At 47.9% G+C, this 18738-nt stretch carries 10 protein-coding genes; 9 read left to right on the plus strand and 1 reads right to left on the minus strand.

The window, feature by feature from the left end; all coding sequences use genetic code 11:
• The 9 genes from IQ256_RS15220 to IQ256_RS15260 all read left to right on the plus strand — a co-directional run.
• Window positions 1-2927, plus strand: a 2927-nt coding sequence (locus IQ256_RS15220; protein WP_193856402.1) for a cadherin-like domain-containing protein, incomplete at its 5' end; no start/stop codon positions are given.
• A 122-nt stretch (window positions 2928-3049) separates the two neighbouring features.
• Window positions 3050-3943, plus strand: coding sequence for a sulfotransferase (locus IQ256_RS15225; protein WP_193856403.1), 894 nt, complete (start codon window positions 3050-3052; stop codon window positions 3941-3943).
• A gap of 41 nt (window positions 3944-3984) precedes the next feature.
• Window positions 3985-4929, plus strand: coding sequence for a glycosyltransferase family 2 protein (locus tag IQ256_RS15230; protein WP_193856404.1), 945 nt, complete (start codon window positions 3985-3987; stop codon window positions 4927-4929).
• 150 nt (window positions 4930-5079) lie between these two features.
• Entirely contained in the window at window positions 5080-6222 is a 1143-nt protein-coding gene (locus IQ256_RS15235; protein ID WP_193856405.1) for a glycosyltransferase family 4 protein, read from the plus strand.
• Window positions 6223-6309: 87 nt separating this feature from the next.
• A complete protein-coding gene (locus IQ256_RS15240) occupies window positions 6310-7257 on the plus strand; it encodes a sulfotransferase (RefSeq protein WP_193856406.1) in 948 nt (315 codons plus the stop codon).
• Window positions 7258-7379: 122 nt separating this feature from the next.
• The gene (locus IQ256_RS15245) at window positions 7380-8789 is read left to right on the plus strand and encodes an O-antigen ligase domain-containing protein (RefSeq protein WP_193856407.1); all 1410 of its coding nucleotides are present in this window, start codon (window positions 7380-7382) and stop codon (window positions 8787-8789) included.
• 122 nt (window positions 8790-8911) lie between these two features.
• Window positions 8912-10063: a glycosyltransferase gene (locus tag IQ256_RS15250; RefSeq protein WP_193856408.1), complete on the plus strand. Its 1152-nt coding sequence runs from the start codon at window positions 8912-8914 to the stop codon at window positions 10061-10063.
• A 906-nt stretch (window positions 10064-10969) separates the two neighbouring features.
• Window positions 10970-13312, plus strand: coding sequence for a cadherin-like domain-containing protein (locus IQ256_RS15255; RefSeq protein ID WP_193856409.1), 2343 nt, complete (start codon window positions 10970-10972; stop codon window positions 13310-13312).
• Between the two features lie 1539 nt (window positions 13313-14851).
• On the plus strand, window positions 14852-17578 hold the full coding sequence (locus IQ256_RS15260) for a tandem-95 repeat protein (RefSeq protein ID WP_193856410.1): 2727 nt from the start codon (window positions 14852-14854) through the stop codon (window positions 17576-17578).
• A 134-nt stretch (window positions 17579-17712) separates the two neighbouring features.
• On the opposite strand, the gene IQ256_RS15265 is transcribed toward IQ256_RS15260, so the two are convergent.
• Window positions 17713-18459, minus strand: coding sequence for a sulfotransferase (locus IQ256_RS15265; protein ID WP_193856411.1), 747 nt, complete (start codon window positions 18457-18459; stop codon window positions 17713-17715).
• Window positions 18460-18738 lie beyond the last annotated feature (279 nt).

Raw genomic sequence — 18738 nt, forward strand, 5'->3', positions numbered from 1 at the left:
CGCAAGACTTTCAGCGGCTGCACTTTGGTCTAGCGCAGAACCAGCAGGTAGAGCGGATTGAGGTGCGCTGGCCCAGCGACGTTGTGCAGGTGATAGAGAATGTCAACGTCAACCAGGTGCTGACTATTACTGAACAGTTATCTGACGGCGGTATCGCTCCAGTAGCTGTTGGGGATACGGTCACAACCGTCGAAGACACCGCAGTGACCTTCAATCAGACAGTATTACTCAGCAACGATAACTTAGGCGATCTGCCGACAACTATCACCGCAGTAGATACCGTCAGTGCTAATGGTGGTGCGATCGCGATCAATACAAACGGCACCTATACTTACACGCCAGCAGCGGACTTTGTCGGTACAGATAACTTCGACTACACCATTACTGACGGCGATGGGCAAAGTAGCAGCGCTACCGTCACCGTCACCGTCACACCAGATTCGGTCAATAGCGAGCTGATCACTGACGGGTTAGTTCTGAATCTCAACGCCGATACAGGCGTCTCTACAGATGCTAACGGAACCGTTAGTAGCTGGGCAGACGAGTCTGGATTTGGGAACGACCTAACTAGCGCTGGTGATCCTATCCTGTTAGCTAACGCACTCAACGGTCGTAACGCTATCGAATTCGATGGGGTTGGAGACAAACTAAGCCGGACCTTGGAGCTCAATGGGCTACCGGCAGGGAACGCAGCGCGTACAGTGTTCTTAGTTGCTAAATATGATGGAACAGGCTACGGCGGTGCTGCCTATGGCGACGATGAAAAGAACCAAACTTTTGGTGCCGTTGTTGATCCGAGTGGAAATCTAATGGCTCAAGGCTGGGGGCGCAGCAATGACTTCAGCAGCGGAGAACTTGGCACTGGGACAGGATGGCTTTTGCAAGGAATTGTTCATGACGGGACGACAGTCAGCCAGTACCGAGACGGCAACCTAATCGGTAGTAGAACCCATACTTACAACACCGATGTCACTAATGGTGAAGGCTTAGTCATTGGAGCTGAGATTGACAGCACTCCTAATATTAATATGGACGTCGCTACTCTATTGATATATGACCGAGCGCTTTCTACTGGTGAACGGCAACAGGTAGAGACTTACTTGCAAGACCAGTATTTCGGTACTCAAGCAGGACAAACTCCGGTAGCTGCCGATGACATGGTCACAACTGTCGAGGACACCGCAGTCACTTTTAGTGAGACAACGCTGCTGAGTAATGATGAGCTAGGGGATATTCCGACAGCTGTCACTGCAGTAGATACTGTGAGCATTAATGGTGGTGCTATCACAGCTAATTCAGATAGCACTTATACCTACACACCAGCAGCAGACTTTGTTGGAACAGATAGCTTCGACTACACCATCGCTGACGATGATGGACAAACTAGCAGTGCTACCGTCACGGTCACAGTTACACCCGAGTCAAGCGATGGACTGCTCACTGATGGATTGGTCTTGAATTTAAACGCAGATGAAGGGGTATCAACTGATTCTAATAGCGTTGTCAGTAGCTGGGCAGACCAGACTAGTCTGGGCAACAACCTTGTCAGTGCTGGCGATCCTAGCCTAATAGTCGGTGCCCTCAACGGTCGTAACGCTATCGAATTCGACGGAGTCGAAGATAAGCTGAGCCGGACTCTAGAGTTGAATGGCCTACCAGGGGGAAACGCAGCGCGTACAGTATTCCTGGTCGCTAAGTATGATGGAACAGGCTACGGCGGTGCGACTTATGGCGATAATGCCAAGAACCAGACCTTTGGTGCCGTTGTCGATCCTAGTGGGAACTTAATGGCTCAAGGCTGGGGAGGAAGAAACGACTTCAGCAGCGGAGATCTAGGCACTGGTACAGGATGGCTACTACAAGGAATCGTTCATGACGGGACGACAGTCAGCCAGTACCGAGACGGTAATCTAATCGATAGTAGGGCCCATACCTATAACACCGATGTCACTAATGGTGAGGGCTTAGTGATTGGAGCCGAGATTGATAGCAGTCCTCACATTGATATGGACGTTGCTACTCTACTAATATACGATCGAGCGCTGTCTAGTAATGAGCGGCAGCAGGTAGAAACTTACTTACAAGAAAAGTATTTCTCTGACAACCAAAGTGGTGGCGGATCGGGCGGTAACACTGGTAATCCGACCGACAGCGCTGATCTGCTTTTCAGTCTTAGAAATGGAACTAACCTAAACGGAGTCGCCGTTAGATCTGAAGACATTGTTCAGTACGACGGCAGTAGCAGCTTCAGTCTTTTCTTCGATGGTTCAGATGTAGGGCTTGGCGGCAGAGGCATGAACATGGATGCCTTTACAGTCATCAGTGATAATGAGATTTTAATATCCTTTGATAAGGCGATGACCTTAGAGGGTGCGGGTAGGATAGACGACTCTGACATCGTCAAATTTACTGCGACGTCACTGGGTGAAGTGACTGAGGGCACCTTCGAGCTGTATCTAGACGGAAGCGATGTTGGCCTGACGAAAGGAGAGGAAGATATCGATGGTTTAACGGGGCTCTCTGATGGAAGTTTGCTGATTTCTACTCAAGGGCCATCTAAGGTGCCTGGTGTCAACGCTAGCAATGAAGACCTCCTGCTGTTTAGCCCGACGTCGCTGGGTGAAAACACTAGCGGGAGCTGGTCTGTGTACTTTGATGGTAGCGATGTTGGCCTAGGAAATGATAGTCGAGAATATATAGACGGACTAGCAATGGATGCGTCTGACAAGCTGCTTTTCTCGGCGGCGGGTAACTTCGATGTACCAAGGCTTTCAGGAACCGATGAGGATGTATTTGGATTTACTACGTCCTCGACCGGATCGGCCACCGCTGGTAGCTTTGATACAGAATTACTCTTCGACGGGTCTAGTTTTGGCCTATCGACTGGAAACATCGATGCTATCTCTCTGGCGATGGCACCCTTGTAAGCTATTGGTCTATGGCCTATAGTCTGAGCCGCGTAAACGGGCCCAGACTAACCGACTAGGTGTCCCGTTTTCGATTACGAACTTTCTATTTCCTAGGCTAATTGCCTGGGCTAGTGCCTACCATGCAGATGCCTAACTTTTTGATAATTGGTGCGGCAAAGGCCGGAACGACCTCGCTCTATTCTTATCTAGCTCAGCATCCACAGATCTACATGAGCGAGCAAAAAGAGCCTCGGTTCTTTGCGCTAGAGGGTGAACAGCCTAGCTATGGCGGCATTACCCAAGGGATCAATCGAGGTTCGATTAGTACGCTAGCGGACTATCAAAAGCTGTTTGAAGGCGTCAGCGACGAAGTGGCCGTTGGCGAGGCATCAACTATCTACCTCTACAGTGAAAAAGCGAGCGATCGCATTCAACACCACATTCCCGACGCTAAGCTCATTGCCGTTTTGAGAAACCCAGCCGACCGCGCTTTTTCGAGCTACGTTCATTTGGTGCGGGATGGGTTTGAGACGCTTAGCTTCGCCGAGGGGCTTCGAGCAGAACCGAATCGCCGGGAAGAAAACTGGCAACCTCTGTGGTTTTATCAGCATAGGGGGTTTTACTATGGACAGCTAAAGCGCTACTTCGATCGGTTTGACAGCCAGCAGATCAAGGTATACCTGTACGAGGATCTAGTAAGGAGTGCTCAGACGGTCGCACAAGATATCTATCAATTTTTAGGTGTCGATGATGGCTTTGTGCCTGACTTAACTCGGTCTAACGTGTCGGGTATTCCCAAGCGACGCTGGCTACAAAATCTTTTCATGAAGGACAACCCCTTAAAATCTGTCGTCAAACCACTGCTGCCTAAGCAGATGCGTAAGCGAATTTCTCGCGATGTTCATCGCCAGAATACAGGTGATAAACCAGCATTTCCTCCAGAAGTTCGCCAGCAGCTGATAGAGACCTATCGAGAAGACATCTTAAAGCTGCAAGATCTGCTTAATCGCGATCTTTCTGGCTGGTTAAAATGACAAAAGCATTATTCTTGTATCTCTTATTCGAAGCTTAAATCATGTTGACGGTTACTGTTGTTGTCCCCACCTACCGCCGCCCCAAAGATCTAGAGCGCTGTCTTACTGCACTCAAGCATCAAAATCGTCCTGCGGATGAAGTTGTTGTTGTAGCTAGAGATACAGATAATGCAACATGGACGTTTCTAGAATCATTTGACGCCGGGGCGTTACCGTTGAAAACAGTTACCGTCAAGATTCCGGGGGTCGTAGCAGCTATGAATGCTGGCTTAGATACAGCCTCTAGCGACATTGTTGCTTATACTGACGACGATGCTGCGCCTCTACCAGATTGGGTTGAACAGATGGAAGCCCATTTTTTGGCTGACGAAAAGATTGGAGCAGTAGGTGGCCGAGATATCCTCCACGGTATTACCCACATCAAGTTTATCGAAACCGAGCAAGTCGGTCAGGTTCAATGGTGCGGGCGAATCGTCGGCAACCATAGCTTTGGGATAGGAGGCGCTAGAGAAGTCGATTTGCTCAAAGGTGTCAACATGGGCTTCCGACGAGTAGCACTAGAGAAGGTTCGCTTTGACAAGCGCATGCGAGGAACCGGAGCGCAGGTTTTTTTTGAAGATGCCTGCTGTTTAACACTGAAGCGTCAGGGATGGAAAATTATCTACAACCCTCAAATTTTAGTAGACCACTATCCAGCGCAGCGTCATGATGAAGATCAACGAAGACAGTTTGCCTCAACCGCTCACGTCAATCAGGTTCACAACGGTACCTTGAACTTGCTAGAGCACTTTTCGCCGCTGCAAAGAGCTGTTTTTCTCGCCTGGGGAGCGCTGATCGGGACAAGGGGAAACCGGGGAGTCGTACAGTGTTTGAGGTTTTTGCCTCAAGAAGGACTGCTGTCTGTTCGTAAAACTCAAGCTTCGCTGAGAGGACAGTGGGAAGGCTTGCAAACTTGGTGGAAGAGTTCGCACAAGACTACAGGGTAAGCAGTAGAGGTAGGCAGTAGCCGTAGAGTAAGCGATATCTGCCTATTTTAGAGGTGTAGACAGTAGCGAGAGTGTAGACAGCAGTTAAGTTAGTTTTCGATTTCCGAGTTATCAGCGAAACGCTTAGAAAGGGTTCACCAGGATTTATCAATGAGATTTTGCATTGTCTCACAAAATGTTGTCAAAGGTGACGGCCAAGGCCGGGCCAACTACGAGATTGTGAAAGAGGCTATTCGCCGAGGTCACCACTTCACGCTGATTGCGAGCAAAGTTGCAGAGGATCTAGCCGAGAGTAACCAGGTGACTTGGGTAAATATCTCGGTCAAACATTTGCCATCGATTCTTCTACGAGATCTGGTTTTCTCCTGGCAGAGTACACAGTGGCTCAAGAAAAATAGAGAGACACTAGATGTCGTTCAGGTGTATGGCTGCGTAACGGCTTTTCCTGGAGATGTGAATACGGTGCAGTTTTTACATAATGGCTGGCTGCGATCGCCCGTTCATACCGCTCGTCAGCGCCAGGACATATTGGGCCGATATCAGTGGCTCTACACCACCTTAAATGCGCGCTGGGAAAGACGCGCTTTGAATCAAGCTCAAGTAGTGATTGCAGTTTCTGAAAGGGTAGAGCAAGAACTGCTGAGCATTGGCATACCCAAAGACACGGTTCGTGTCATCTTCAACGGGGTCGATGTTCAAGAATTTGTACCTGGCCAGCGTGAACGAGCCCACTGGGATTTGCCAGAAGGCGTGCCGATGGCGCTGTTTGTCGGCGATATTCGATCGAATAGAAAGAATTTAGAAACGGTACTTAGCGCCATGGTCGCGGTTCCTAATCTGCATTTGACAGTAGTAGGATCGACAGAGGGGAGCCCTTATATTGAACGAGCCAAGACTTTGGGGATTGGCGATCGCGTCCACTTCTTAGGCTATCGGCTCGATGTCGCTGAGATTATGAAAGCAGTCGATTTCTTTGTCTTCCCTTCTCGGTATGAGCCCTTCGGCATGGTCGTGACCGAGGCGATGGCCACTGGCCTACCGGTGATTACCTGCAAGACGACTGGCGCATCTGAGGTGATTACCCCAGCGGCAGGTATCGTCTTACCCGAGTCGGAAGATGTAGAAGCCTTGTCAAAGGCACTGGCTACTTTAGCTGACAATCCCGATCGCCGCGCTCAGATGGGAAAAGCAGGCCGAGCGATTGTAGAACAACATAGCTGGGCGAGTAAAGCGCGACAGTATATCGATCTGTTAGAAGAGTTAGGTAAATCTGCTCAGCTCTCGCCAGCGTAGTCTTCGTAATCTTTCTAGATCGTTCAACTTTTAGACCGTTCAGCGCCCAGTCATCTAGCATCAACACAGGAATTTAAGCAAAAGACTATGGAACAGCAGCCTAAAATCAACTTAATTTATATCGGCAGCATTGGGCATAGCGGTTCTACGCTGCTAGAGTCTATGCTTGGCGCACATTCTAAGATGACAACCACTGGCGAAATCCACATGTGGCCGCATGAGATTTTGCAAGGAGGGGTCAAGCCCTGCATCTGCGGAGAGTCAATCCTGGAATGTCCGGTTTGGAGTGAAATGCGTCGGCGCGTCGATCCCCTGAGTCAGCCTGAGCCGCAGATGCATCTGTTTAGAGAGCAGTGGGACGCTGGGCATACCGTACGTCTAGATCGCCTAAGCGATTTTAGTAAAGGGGCGCTTTCCGCAGACATTGCAGAAGAGGTTGAAGTCTACGGCCAAAACAACTACGAAGTGTTCGGTGCTTTTCTAGATATCATGCGAGAAAAGTATAGCCCTGAGCTGAACTGGGTAATTGATGCGTCTAAAGATCCTTATCGATTGCTATGGCTGGCGCGATCGCAGCGCTTCAACATCACAGTCTTGCACGTAGTCAAAAAGCCGCCCTCGTTTGCCTACTCTATGGTTAAAAGGCTGCCCAAAGAATACGCGAACCTTGTTCACAGACGCCTATATGAGACCGCCAGACAATCGTTGAAGTGGTCTATTGAGAACTATCTAATTACTAAAACTGCTCAGAATCATCTCGATTCAGGTGACTACAAGTTAGTTAACTACGAAGATTTGGCCTCCGATCCGATGGGAACCTTTAAGAAAATTTGTGCAACGATTGGCTGTGAGTTTGAAGCAGAAGCCGTCACTAATTTTCGACAGGGTAGTCAGCATACGATTGCGGGTAATCCAATGCGCTACGAAGGGAAAGGCATTGTGCTAGATGAAAAATGGAAAACCAAGCTGCCTAGCTATCTGCGAGTGACCTCTGAAGTTTTGACTGCTATGAATCGTTCAGTTTACGGCTACTAACGCATTTGACGACCAGCACAACCACTAACCCAGTACAGACTACTCACACAGCACCTATTAAAGACGTATGCGTAGGACTGATAGCGTAGCGCTACCGCCTATCAGCTAGCAGAGGATAAGACATGAATCAAGGACAGTCAATATCGCCAGCGAATGCTTATACCGAGGTACTCAAGACTGACTCAGATTCAGCTTTGGGCTGGCTGGCTATCGGCGTATTCTCTGCATTAACGCTGCTTGGCATTGCACTGAGCCTGGGTCAGAGTCTATCAATCGCTTTTACAGCAGGCTCACTAGGTGTTGGACTGCTGCTCTACTTTCGCTGTCCAATCATGTACGTCAGCTTCACCTGCTGGCTGTGGTTTCTCGTTCCGCTGGTTCGACGAATTTCTGATTTTAGAGGCGGCTACGCTGAGCCTAGTCCTTTTCTGCTAGCGCCTTTTGTAGTCACTGCCATTACGGGTATAGCGCTTGGGGAGTATCTTCCTAAAATGCTTCGCAAGGGTGGGTTTCCTTTTGCACTCGTCTTTATTGGATTGTTCTATGCGCTGCTTGTTGGCATAGCCCAGGGGTTCGACCTAACCTCTATTGTCACCTCTTTGCTGGGATGGGTCGCGCCACCGCTGATGGGATTTTACCTCTTTGTTCACTGGCGAGACTATCCTACCTACCGCCATGTTATTCAGAAAACCTTTGTATGGGCTGTTCTGATCATGGGCTGCTACGGGATATATCAGTACCTCACTGCGCCAGAGTGGGATATGTTCTGGCTAGCACAATCTGGATTTACTAGCGCAGGTAGACGTGAGCCGATGGGATTTAGAATCTGGAGCACGCTAAATTCTCCAGGGCCTTTCGGCAATATGATGAGAGCTTGTCTGCTGGTGCTATTTAGCGTTCGTAGCAAGATACTTGTTCCTAGCTTGATCACTGGATACCTGGCGTTCCTGCTATCTATGGTTCGCTCTGCGTGGGGCGGCTGGGTAATCGGGGTACTAGTGCTGATCACATCGCTGAAGTCAAAGTATCAGATGCAGCTAATCATTACGCTCTTGGTCTTTGGCCTCGCTCTATTTCCACTGGCAAGCCTAGACTCGTTCTCAGCGATTGGAGAGCGCGTTGGATCTTTTTCTAACTTAGGAAATGACGGTAGCGCCAATACTCGCCTCGCCACCTTTGGGCTGTTAGTGGAGCCGGCGCTGACAAATCTAGTCGGATACGGGATCGGCGATCGGCACTATGAATGGGGAATATTTACGTTTTTGTTCAATCTAGGTTGGATCGGAACAATCTTCTATGTCGGGGGTCTGATTGTCCTTATTATCAGACTGTTTGAAGGACAAGACAGCAAGCACGATAAGTTCGTAGCGGCAGCAAGGGCCGTCGTGCTTAGCACAATGATTCAGCTACCGTTCGGCAGTCTCATGATCGACAGTTCTGGATTCATGCTCTGGGTAATGCTGGGGATGGGGATCGCTGCCAAGAAATACCACCGAGAACAGCGACTGCATCAGCTACCGCCGCCTGCCTAGGAAAACAGCCCCACAGAGAGATAGCCCCAAAGAGGACTACCTAAGAATGGCTGTATGTGTTTTCAAGTATTTCGCTAGGTCGACTGTCTTAGTTAACTATCTTTATGGAGGGATGACTCCCTATGAAAATCCTTGTAATCAGTCATCCTTGCGTCACCCCGATCAATCAACAGTTCTACGCTGAAGTTGAAAAGCAAACCGGTTGGGAGATCACAATTGTGGTGCCGTCTAACTGGAAGAGTGAATATGGTGGCAAGGCGATCGCACCAGAACGTTGGCCAGAGTATACAGGAAAGCTATTGACGATCCCCACGTGGATGTCTGGCAATATTCCGCTCCACGTCTATCGCGCGACCTTTACAAAGCTCCTAAAAGAAATTAGCCCAGATGCTATCTACGTCAACCATGAACCCTACGGCATCGCCACTGCCCAGGTCTATCTAGCAAATATCTTGAGCATCAATAGGCCGATTGGTTTTTTTACTTGGCAAAATATCTTTAAGCAATATCCCTTTCCGTTCCATCAGCTACAGCAGTTTGTGTTCAAACGTAGTCATTTTGCCTTTCCAGGCTCTCAAAGCGCTAAGGAAATATTGAGAGAGAAGGGCTATGACGGTCCCTGCACGTTATTGCCGGGAGCAGTTGATCCAGAACTATATTTCCCTCGCCCTGAGTCTATTGATCTTAAAGACAAACTGAAGAAAAGTGAGGATCAAGTACTCATTGGCTACATGGGGCGAATCGTCGAAGAGAAGGGATTTGCAACGCTTGCACGGGCCTTGAACATCATCAAAGCGCTGCCTTGGCAGCTAGTTGTGGTCGGGGCTGGAGACTATCAAGACGAATTCTCTAGCCAGATGAATAGTTTTGGACTGCAGGATCGCGTCAACTACCTTGGCTATGTGCCTCATCCTGAAGCACCTATCTACCTAAGTGCGTTTGATCTCCTTGTTATTCCTTCAGAAACGCGCGAGAACTGGAAAGAGCAATTCGGCAGAGTAATTATCGAGGCTATGGCCTGTTTAACCCCAGTAGTGGGATCAAATTCAGGTGAAATCCCTAACTTGATTAAAGCAACTGGGGGAGGTCTTGTATTTGAAGAAGGCAATGCGGAGGCATTAGCAGAGCAGCTAAGTTCACTGGTCATTGATGCTAGCTTGCGTGAGCGAACGGCTGAGCAAGGACAGCAAGCGGTCTTGGCCCGATATAACACAGAGGCGATCGCCCGCCAGTTTGTTAACGAAATTAGTCGAGCTGTTCACACCCTTTCCTAAGATTCAGCAAAAACCGCAGCTATCGAACACCACTTCGATCTATCTTTGACAGTAGTTTCTTGGCTGATTGCCCTAGTTGAGCGCAACCTATCTATAGCTTCTGTCAAGTTGCTTAGGCCACTTTCATCAGCTCAAACCATTACAAGGCAACAGGAAAATTCATATAGAAAAGTAAGAATACATCTCTATTTTTCTATGTAGAGCCTTAGTGAATTTCCACTCAATCAATATTCATTCGGCCCAGCTAAAACGCCTAGCGCTGGTATTTCCACCTTGCTCAAGATACTGTTTGATACGAAAGGCTAAAACGACTGCCTGTTATAAAGTCTGTAGTCTCTTTCAAAGTTTTTTAGTATTTGCTTTTACGCATGATTCCTTCAAAAAGTCAGCTTGGATGAGACGCTGACTATCCTGCAACGTCGGCTGATCTATCAAAATACCTTTACGGGTTATTCCTGACAGTTACTCTCAAGATTCAAGCTTCAAGAATCTAGAAATTTCGATACTTACACTTATTAAAATTACAGACGAACAGAGTAACATCATCATGTTCGAACTTGAAGATTAGCCATCGAAAACTAGCCATTGAAAGTCAGCTATTAGCATTAGCAAATTTAGCGAATGTCGGGTGCATACCTCAATGCAGTGAGTTGATGACTAACAATACAGTTTAGACAGAGATTGTCTTTGTAAAGATATAGCGCAGGCTCTAGGCAGCTAGATTTGGGTTCAGGTCTTTTTGCACCAATGCTATAGAGAGGCACATCCAGAGGCGAAGCTAGCATTTTCAGCTGTCCGCCTTCAGCTTCGCCTGTCTACTTTCGTAAAACCAGAACTGACTTCTTTTTTTGAAGACTACTTCAAGCACCAAAACATTTACTTTCTCCAACAACTTCTGAGAGCTTTATGTCTACTCAAACTTCAACAATATTGAAAGCTTCTCCTAACATCTCGAAGGGGGATACTGGTATTCAGCAATGGGATGACAACGTCACAATTGCCGCCTACTCAGCAGACGGTTCTAATGCACAGATTAGCTATCGCCGAAAAGGAGGATTAGGAATTGTTGGCTCTAGTTACAACAATCAATTGGATTACGACGTCAGACAGGGTGCCAGCGAACAGTTTGAGATTGACTTCAATGGAGATGTTCAGCAGGTCGGACTGACGCTAGGGCGAATCGAACGGTCAACGGCTAGCGCTATTGGCATTTGGAAAGCTTTCTGTGCAGAGGGGAACTTAGTTGCTAGCGGGCAGCTCAATGTTTCGACAGCGATGCCAGTAGGATCGCATAGCTATCGGTTTGCGATCGCAACCAACAAGGCATTCGAGCGCCTTACAATTGCCGCTGCGATTGATCAGGCTAGTCCCGGCCCTACCAACACAGCCAACTTCAGCCTAGAGAATGTTGGCTATAGCCGAGTCACTAAGGCGGCGAGTCAAGCGAACTGCTCACCCGCGACAGAGGAAATGGACCCACCAATTACGCTGTCGGTCAAGCGTGCTGCACTCAAAGATCAGGGAAGCCGGTTGATATGGACTGACGGCGTTGAGGTCACAGGCTACAGCGCCGACGGCACCGATGCCCTGCTTAAAAAAAGTTCTGGTGGGCTATCGGTGCGGGGAGGACGCTACGGCAACCAGATCGATTTTGATGCAGATCTAGGCAAAGGAGAAGGCTTGAATATTGGGTTTAGCGGAGCCGTTCGCCAGCTCAGCGTCGTGCTTACCCAGATGGAAATAGATGACGGAGCAGGTCTACCAGAGACCGGCCTTTGGCGAGCCTATGACGCTGAAGGTAGGCAGATTGCAGTCGGCAAGCTGGATCCTAGTAAGGCTGAACAATTAGGCGATAGTAGCTTTCGATTTGCGATCACCCCCCAGAAAGCCATAGCTAAATTAACAATAGAAGCGACCGCCTACGGCAACGGCGCTGGCAGGCAATACAGCGATAATAACTCCGACTTCAGGCTTCAGAGCCTCACCTATTCGCGAGTCAGTGACAAAGATAGTACCGGAGAGGATGGCCTTACAGATCAGCCGCCTGTGGCAATAGACGACAGCATGGCTGTTCGAGAAGATACGCCTATCATTTTTGCGGCTAATTCACTTCTGAGTAATGATTCGACCGGGAATACGCCTGCGGCCATCATCGAGATTGATTCACAAAGCGCCAAAGGTGGCTCGATCGTTCAACAGTCAAACGGCAAATATCGCTATACTCCTGCAGCAAATTTCTTTGGACAAGATCGCTTCAGCTACAGCATTGCTAACACTAACAACGACACCAGCAGTGCGATCGTCAACGTTAATGTTAGTTCTGTCAACGATTTGCCGGTAGCTATCGGCAAATCTGTACAGACCGACGCTGGCGCTGGCGTCAGTATTGAAATATCACCAGATTTTGGAGGAGATGGGCCTTACCAAGGAGCAATTCTAGCTGGATCTGCGGCCAACGGAACAGTTAGCGTCGACACACAAGGCACACCTAAAGACCCTACTGACGACCTCATTGCTTATATACCCAATCCAAAGTTCAGTGGAACTGACTACTTTCATTACACAGCCACAGATGCTAACGGTGATACCAGCACAGCAAGAATCGAAGTCAAGGTTAACCCACTAGAACCTAGCGTTCCACCTGTAGAACCTAGAACGAGAATCGATCTAACGGCATCGCCTCATTATCTCGATGGAACCACCTCGCCTCAAAATTGGGGTAGCGAAGTACAACTCTCAGCTAGTGGTTTTGATGGTCGCGCCGCTAGAGTTTCCTACTACGAGCGCAAAAGTGACAAAGGATTTGGTGTAATCAGCCCCAAAGATCGCGCCAAGCAGATAGATTTCTACCAGGATAAAGGCAGCGAAAAGCTAAACCTAGCCTTTGATACACTCGTCGGCAACGTGGTATTAACCGTCGGCATGATGGGCGTCAACGAAGATAATACCGGCTTTGATGAGACCGGGAAATGGACCGCGCTAGACACATACGGACGTGTCGTCGATACGGGTTTGATCGGACCTGATAAAAGTAGTTTAGGCCCAGGGATAAGAGTGACCGATACCTACGGCCAGTACCCGATTGAAATCGACGCCCCTTCACCCTTTGCCGCGCTCGTGATCGAAGCTACTGGATTCGGCCACGGGAAAGGAGCACCTACTCAGCAGAAGTATGGAGAAAATAATTCTGACTTTGATATCACTGCTATCAGCTTTGACATCATACCTGGTACCCAGGGAGGCTTCTAGCGGCTAAATATAGCAAACAGCTTTGGCAAACAGAATAGGCGGCAAGTGCTATTTACAAGCTTGTCTTCTAAAGCAACAGATCGCTATGTAAATAAGCAGGGGTTTGAATTCCATATTCAAATCAGGACTTCCTCTGCTGCTTAGATTAAAATCAAGTTAAGTTGAACTAAAATCACTCTACTGCTGTAGTATTGAAAGCTCTTAAGTGATTATATTGAAAGCCCTTAAGTGATTATCTGAGCGCTTGTCAACCGAGAGATTGTCAGATAGGTGAAATTAGTGTGAATGTTGCTAAAGGGTTCATACTTCGCTTACGGGTAGAGTTTGTTACGCTACTTTGTCCTTGTAGGAGATTCTATCCGTGGCTTTAGCGTCCTTGTAGGAGATTCTATCCGTGGCTTTAGCGGTAGCGTAGACCTAAATCTAATTTATTTAGCCCTTATCACAAAACATACATTGTTTGCGAACAAAAACAGGATAATTCGGCGAAACATTCAACGATTTTCACCTCCGATAACTTATACTAATCTTTAACCTTCATTCGCTTAAGGTTTCGATATTCACACTTCCTTTACTTTCGGTTGAATAGAGGTAACATCGTTATGTTCGCGCTTGAGATCAGGCATTAGCGCCTTCAACTGTGCTGCACAAACGCTGTACAAGTAGAAGCCGCCTGTTATGATGCCGTAGTCTTGTACTGAAAATCTGCGTCCTGAAAGCTGGCTTCACGGCCTTAGTTATTTACTTTTGTCAGTTAGTTAGGGACGGCTCGCTGAATACATAACAAACAACTGCCACCTCTTTAGAGACACGGTCTGTATCAAAAATGTTCTCTCATCTACTGCTGATATGTCCTACTATGCCCTCCAGTGGATATACGTAGAAGGTGCTAGGCAACTTAATAAAAGACCAAATAGAACACTGACAATCAACACATTAAGTTGATAAATGAAGCAACAGGTCTACCCAATAATCGACAATCTGTTGTGAGCTTACATAGTTTATTACAGTTTACTTCTGTCATGAGAATTGCTAGCGACTACGGCTATGCCCGCTTTTCTCATAAACAGTTCTATTTCGTGTGCTTTCTCTAACAGTTGCCTTTACTCCGTGATTGTTCTAATCCTTCTTTCTTTCAGTGCTTTGCTTCCTGCCCCAGTTTTTACTTTTGGCAGCAGCAGACTGTCTCTTTAGAGAAAGAATACTAGATCGAATGCTTGTGCTACTTAGCAACTCTAGTAGTGGGTTTAGCATGCCTGAGCAATAATCCCTCCAATCTTTTCTTATGAACTTTTCGTCTCTAACCTTTCGAGAGGACGGCTAGAAACAGTGAACTATGGCGCGCAACTGTGGTGTGCTTTGTTGCGATGCGTTCTTAGGTATTCGCGCTTCTTAGGTATTCGCGCTTAGGTATTCGCGCTTAGGTATTCATGCGGTTTTTACGTTAAAGCTTTAGATGCTATCCTACCTCGCTTGCGTGCTTATCCCAGTCACTTAACGTTCATTTCACCATCAACTGATAACCTTTTTGGAAATTTTATGAGCAATCAAATTCCTACCACGATAGAAGCTTCTCCTAACTTTCTAAATGGAGCCGCTGGCGTCCAAAGCTGGGAAGACGACGTCACGATAAACGCCTACTCTGCCGATGGTTCGGATGCACGAATTAGCTACCGTAAGGCAGGAGGCTTTGGAATTGCCGGAGGCCGGTATGACAACCAGGTAGATTACGATGTCAAGCAAAAATCTGGTGAACGACTAGAGATTGACTTCAATGGCAATGTCAAACAGGCTAGCTTCACATTGGGCTGGACCTCTCCACAGCAAGATCCAAAGAACCTAGGCATTTGGAAAGCATTTTCTACTAGTGGCAGCTTGGTTGCAACTGGAGCACTTGACTATTCAACAGCGACCAAAGTGAACAAGAACGGCTATCAGTTTGCGATCGCAACCAACCAGAAATTTGCTCGCTTGACTATGGAGGCAACTGCCTCAGCAAGCGGTCAGGCCATGAGAAATGACTCTGATTTTAGTTTGGAAGATGTAACCTATACCCGCCTAGATAAGAGCATTACCCAACCTATCAAAGGGCCGCAAATTTCTGTGTCCACTACCTTAGAAGCAGCTAAGGCATCTCTAGGGAACGGCCTGGGCTACCAGACTTGGGGAGATGGAGTTAAGGTAGCTGGGTACAAAGCTGACGGCTCTAAGGGCCGTACGACTGTCGGTTGGGATGGTATCGCTGTCGCAGGCGACCGTTATGATAATCAGATTGATTATGATGCTAAGTCCGGCAATAGTGAAGTCCTCAAAGTAGATTTCGGCGGCAGCGTGCGCGATGTCGATATTGTCTTAGGGCGCATGGAATCGAACGAATGGCGAAATCTACAAGAGACGGGGAAATGGAAAGCTTATGATGCGAAGAACAAACTCATAGCTAGTGGCAATTTAGATCCGCGCTCGAGCAAGAAATTAGGAGATAGTACCTACGGGTTTGCGATCGCTGCTGGCGAAGACATTGTGAGCTTAGCCATCTCTGCTACGGCCTATGGCAATGGCAGCGGCACCAGCCGGACCAACAACAACTCCGACTTCAACTTACAAAGCGTTACATACTCTCGGATTACGGACGTTGCTCCTGGTAAGCCACCCAAGCCGCCTAAGCCACCTAAGCCACAAAACAGCTTGCCTACTGCTAAAGCTGACAACGTTTCGACAAAGATGAATCAGGAGATCAGCATTGATGTCTTGGCAAATGATTCCTTCGGTGCTGACGGTGCTAGCAGTGATCAGCTCTTAATCGGTAATGCCGCGAACGGAACCGTCAGCATCAAAAAGCAGGGAACACCAGGAAACCCGCTAGACGATCTCATTCAATACGTGCCAAATAAAGGCTTCACTGGCAAAGACAAGTTTACCTATACCATTGCCGATGCGAACGGCGACACCAGCATGGCGACGGTTAATGTCAAAGTCAACAAGACTTCAACTGAACCGCCTACACCTAAGCCACCTACGCCTAAGCCACCCGTCAATAAAAAGCCAGATGCGGTTGACGATAGCCTAGCCACCAACGAAGACAGCACGCTGGTGCTAAAAGCAAAGGATTTACTGAGCAATGACACTCTAGGCAACGGACCGACAGTAATCGCCTCTGTCGCCAATAGCAGCAGTAAAGGTGGCAAAATTTCTAAGAGCAGTAACGGCACCTACACTTACACCCCCAAAGCGAACTTCTTTGGTCAAGACAGCTTTGGATACAGCATCAAGGACGCTGATGGCGATACTAGCAGCGCCACCGTAAAAGTCAATGTCAAGGCAGTTAACGATCAGCCAAAAGCGGTCAATGATAGCGCAGCAGTGGACGCTGGAAAAAGCGTGAACATTGATGTGTTGAGCAATGATAGCTTTGGCGGAGATGGAGCCGGTGGTGCTATCACTGTAGGCTCGGCAGATCATGGTAACGTCAGCATCAGAACTCAAGGAACGTCCAAGCCCAGCGATGATATTATCCGCTACGTTGCAGATAAAAACTTCGGCGGTACTGACTCGTTTAAGTACACCATCACAGATGCCAATGGCGACAAGAGCACTGCCACCGTCAATGTCAATGTCAAGAAACCTGACGTAGCTCCTAAGCCGCCTGGCAATGTGGGAGAGCGTGTCAACCTCACGGCAGCAAAGGGAGTCATTCAAGGCAACAAGTCGTCCCATCTCTGGGGCAATAGCGTCCGGCTTTCAGCAACTGGGCTAAATGGATCTAAGGCAAATGTTGTCTATGATACGCAGTTTGCCGACAAAGGTTTCGGGGTTTCTAGTGCCAACGATCGATGGTCTCAGATTGACTACTATGCCAAAAATGGCAACTTGAGAGGAGTCAGCGAAAAGTTAAGGCTAAAGTTTGACACTCTAGTTGACAACGTCACGCTTAAAGTCGGCATGCTGGGCTTCAACGAAGGGAAAAACGGCAACGACGAAACTGGCAAGTGGACAGCATATGACGCTAAGGGAAGAAAAGTTGGCGATGGTCTATTAGGGCCTGAGCTCAGCACGCTGGGCAAAGATGTCAAGGTCAAAAAGAGCTATGGCTCGTATCCGATTGAAATTGATACGTCGAAGCCATTTGCCGAGCTGGTGGTAGAAGCCACTCCCTTTGGCCATGGGCAGGGATCGCCTATCGGCAAGAGTTATGGCGAAAACAACTCTGACTTTAACGTTATGGGTATCAGCTTCGACACTCTGCCCAATACGCAAGGGGGCTTTTAGTCGCTGCTGTTCGGCTCATAGCTCATAGTAAATAAAAAAGCCCTGCCGGGAGTTCTCCCACGGCAGGGCTTTTTGTCGCTTCTTGTCTGAACCTTACGGCTGTGAGTGCCTTTTAAGCTTAGTATTCCGATTACTTATGAATAGCCGAGTTCCTTCAAAAGGGATCCAGAATAGTAGCGAAATAGGCTCTTAACGAGGGGATCAAGCTTCTTCTTACCCACACCGATACGAGAAGCATAAAACGAAACCTCACTGTTACCAGCGGCCTGCCTTCTTTTCTCAGTCAGCGCACTTTTGTAGGTTCCCTCCTCCAAAAGAGAAGGCTCCCAGGGTTCTTGCAAAAACTCACACACACTTTGCATGGTCGATTCTGGGTCTAGCACTAGCTCTTCGTATTTGACTTCAATATACCTTTCTAGTGATACGCTACGACCGAAGGATTGGCCAGCTCTAACACTTTTTCCCCAGCGTTTAGTTGCGCTTAGACCTCTTTTGTATCCCCACCTGTCCATACTAGAAGCCACAACGTCTCTACCGTCTCGAATCATATGAATCACCTGGCAGTCTGGAAAAAGCGCATCGATAAAATCTAGTTTGAGAACATAGATAGGCGTTTTGTCTCCCCAGCGCAATTTACCTTGCTTGTGTGCGGCTTCCGTCTTGAAGCTGTCAAACAGCTCTCTGATTTTTTCGTACCAGTACTCTTTTTCGAAAGGATAGTCTTTCATCAGTCGCCACTTAGAACCGACGATGCCTTCTAGTCCAGCCAGAAAATGGGTTTCTTCCCCGCAGGATATGTTCGGATGTGCATTAATTAGCGATCGCATCAATGTTGTTCCAGAGCGCTCGCTGCCAACTATGAAAATAGGTCTACTAGCCACTGTCGATTCCTTTTCTGTATAGCTCCAAAGGTGCACTTGAGATGTGCTTTTCGACGACATGCTTTCAGGACTTTTCAAAGGGTAAAGGATAGGGTCAAAAAAGTATATAGGGATGCGCGTAATCTATGCAGGCGATGGGCGCTCCGTACGTATAGAGATCAAATCTGTGTTTGACGCTCGACTGAGAGCTCTCTGTATTTTCACTGAATCTTTAAGCTTTATTCTTTAAATGAGAAGCAAAAATCAATTGATTTGCGTAATTCCTCGGACAGACGGTAT

The sequence above is a fragment of the cf. Phormidesmis sp. LEGE 11477 genome (assembly GCF_015207105.1).
Classification (GTDB): domain Bacteria; phylum Cyanobacteriota; class Cyanobacteriia; order Phormidesmidales; family Phormidesmidaceae; genus Phormidesmis.

What these genes read in the sequence shown, in the direction of transcription:
- IQ256_RS15235 (WP_193856405.1), top strand. Translation starts at nt 5,080, where the DNA reads ATGAGATTTTGCATTGTCTCACAAAATGTTGTCAAAGGTGACGGCCAA.
- IQ256_RS15240 (WP_193856406.1), top strand. Translation starts at nt 6,310, where the DNA reads ATGGAACAGCAGCCTAAAATCAACTTAATTTATATCGGCAGCATTGGG.
- IQ256_RS15245 (WP_193856407.1), top strand. Translation starts at nt 7,380, where the DNA reads ATGAATCAAGGACAGTCAATATCGCCAGCGAATGCTTATACCGAGGTA.
- IQ256_RS15250 (WP_193856408.1), top strand. Translation starts at nt 8,912, where the DNA reads ATGAAAATCCTTGTAATCAGTCATCCTTGCGTCACCCCGATCAATCAA.
- IQ256_RS15260 (WP_193856410.1), top strand. Translation starts at nt 14,852, where the DNA reads ATGAGCAATCAAATTCCTACCACGATAGAAGCTTCTCCTAACTTTCTA.
- IQ256_RS15230 (WP_193856404.1), top strand. Translation starts at nt 3,985, where the DNA reads ATGTTGACGGTTACTGTTGTTGTCCCCACCTACCGCCGCCCCAAAGAT.
- IQ256_RS15225 (WP_193856403.1), top strand. Translation starts at nt 3,050, where the DNA reads ATGCAGATGCCTAACTTTTTGATAATTGGTGCGGCAAAGGCCGGAACG.
- IQ256_RS15255 (WP_193856409.1), top strand. Translation starts at nt 10,970, where the DNA reads ATGTCTACTCAAACTTCAACAATATTGAAAGCTTCTCCTAACATCTCG.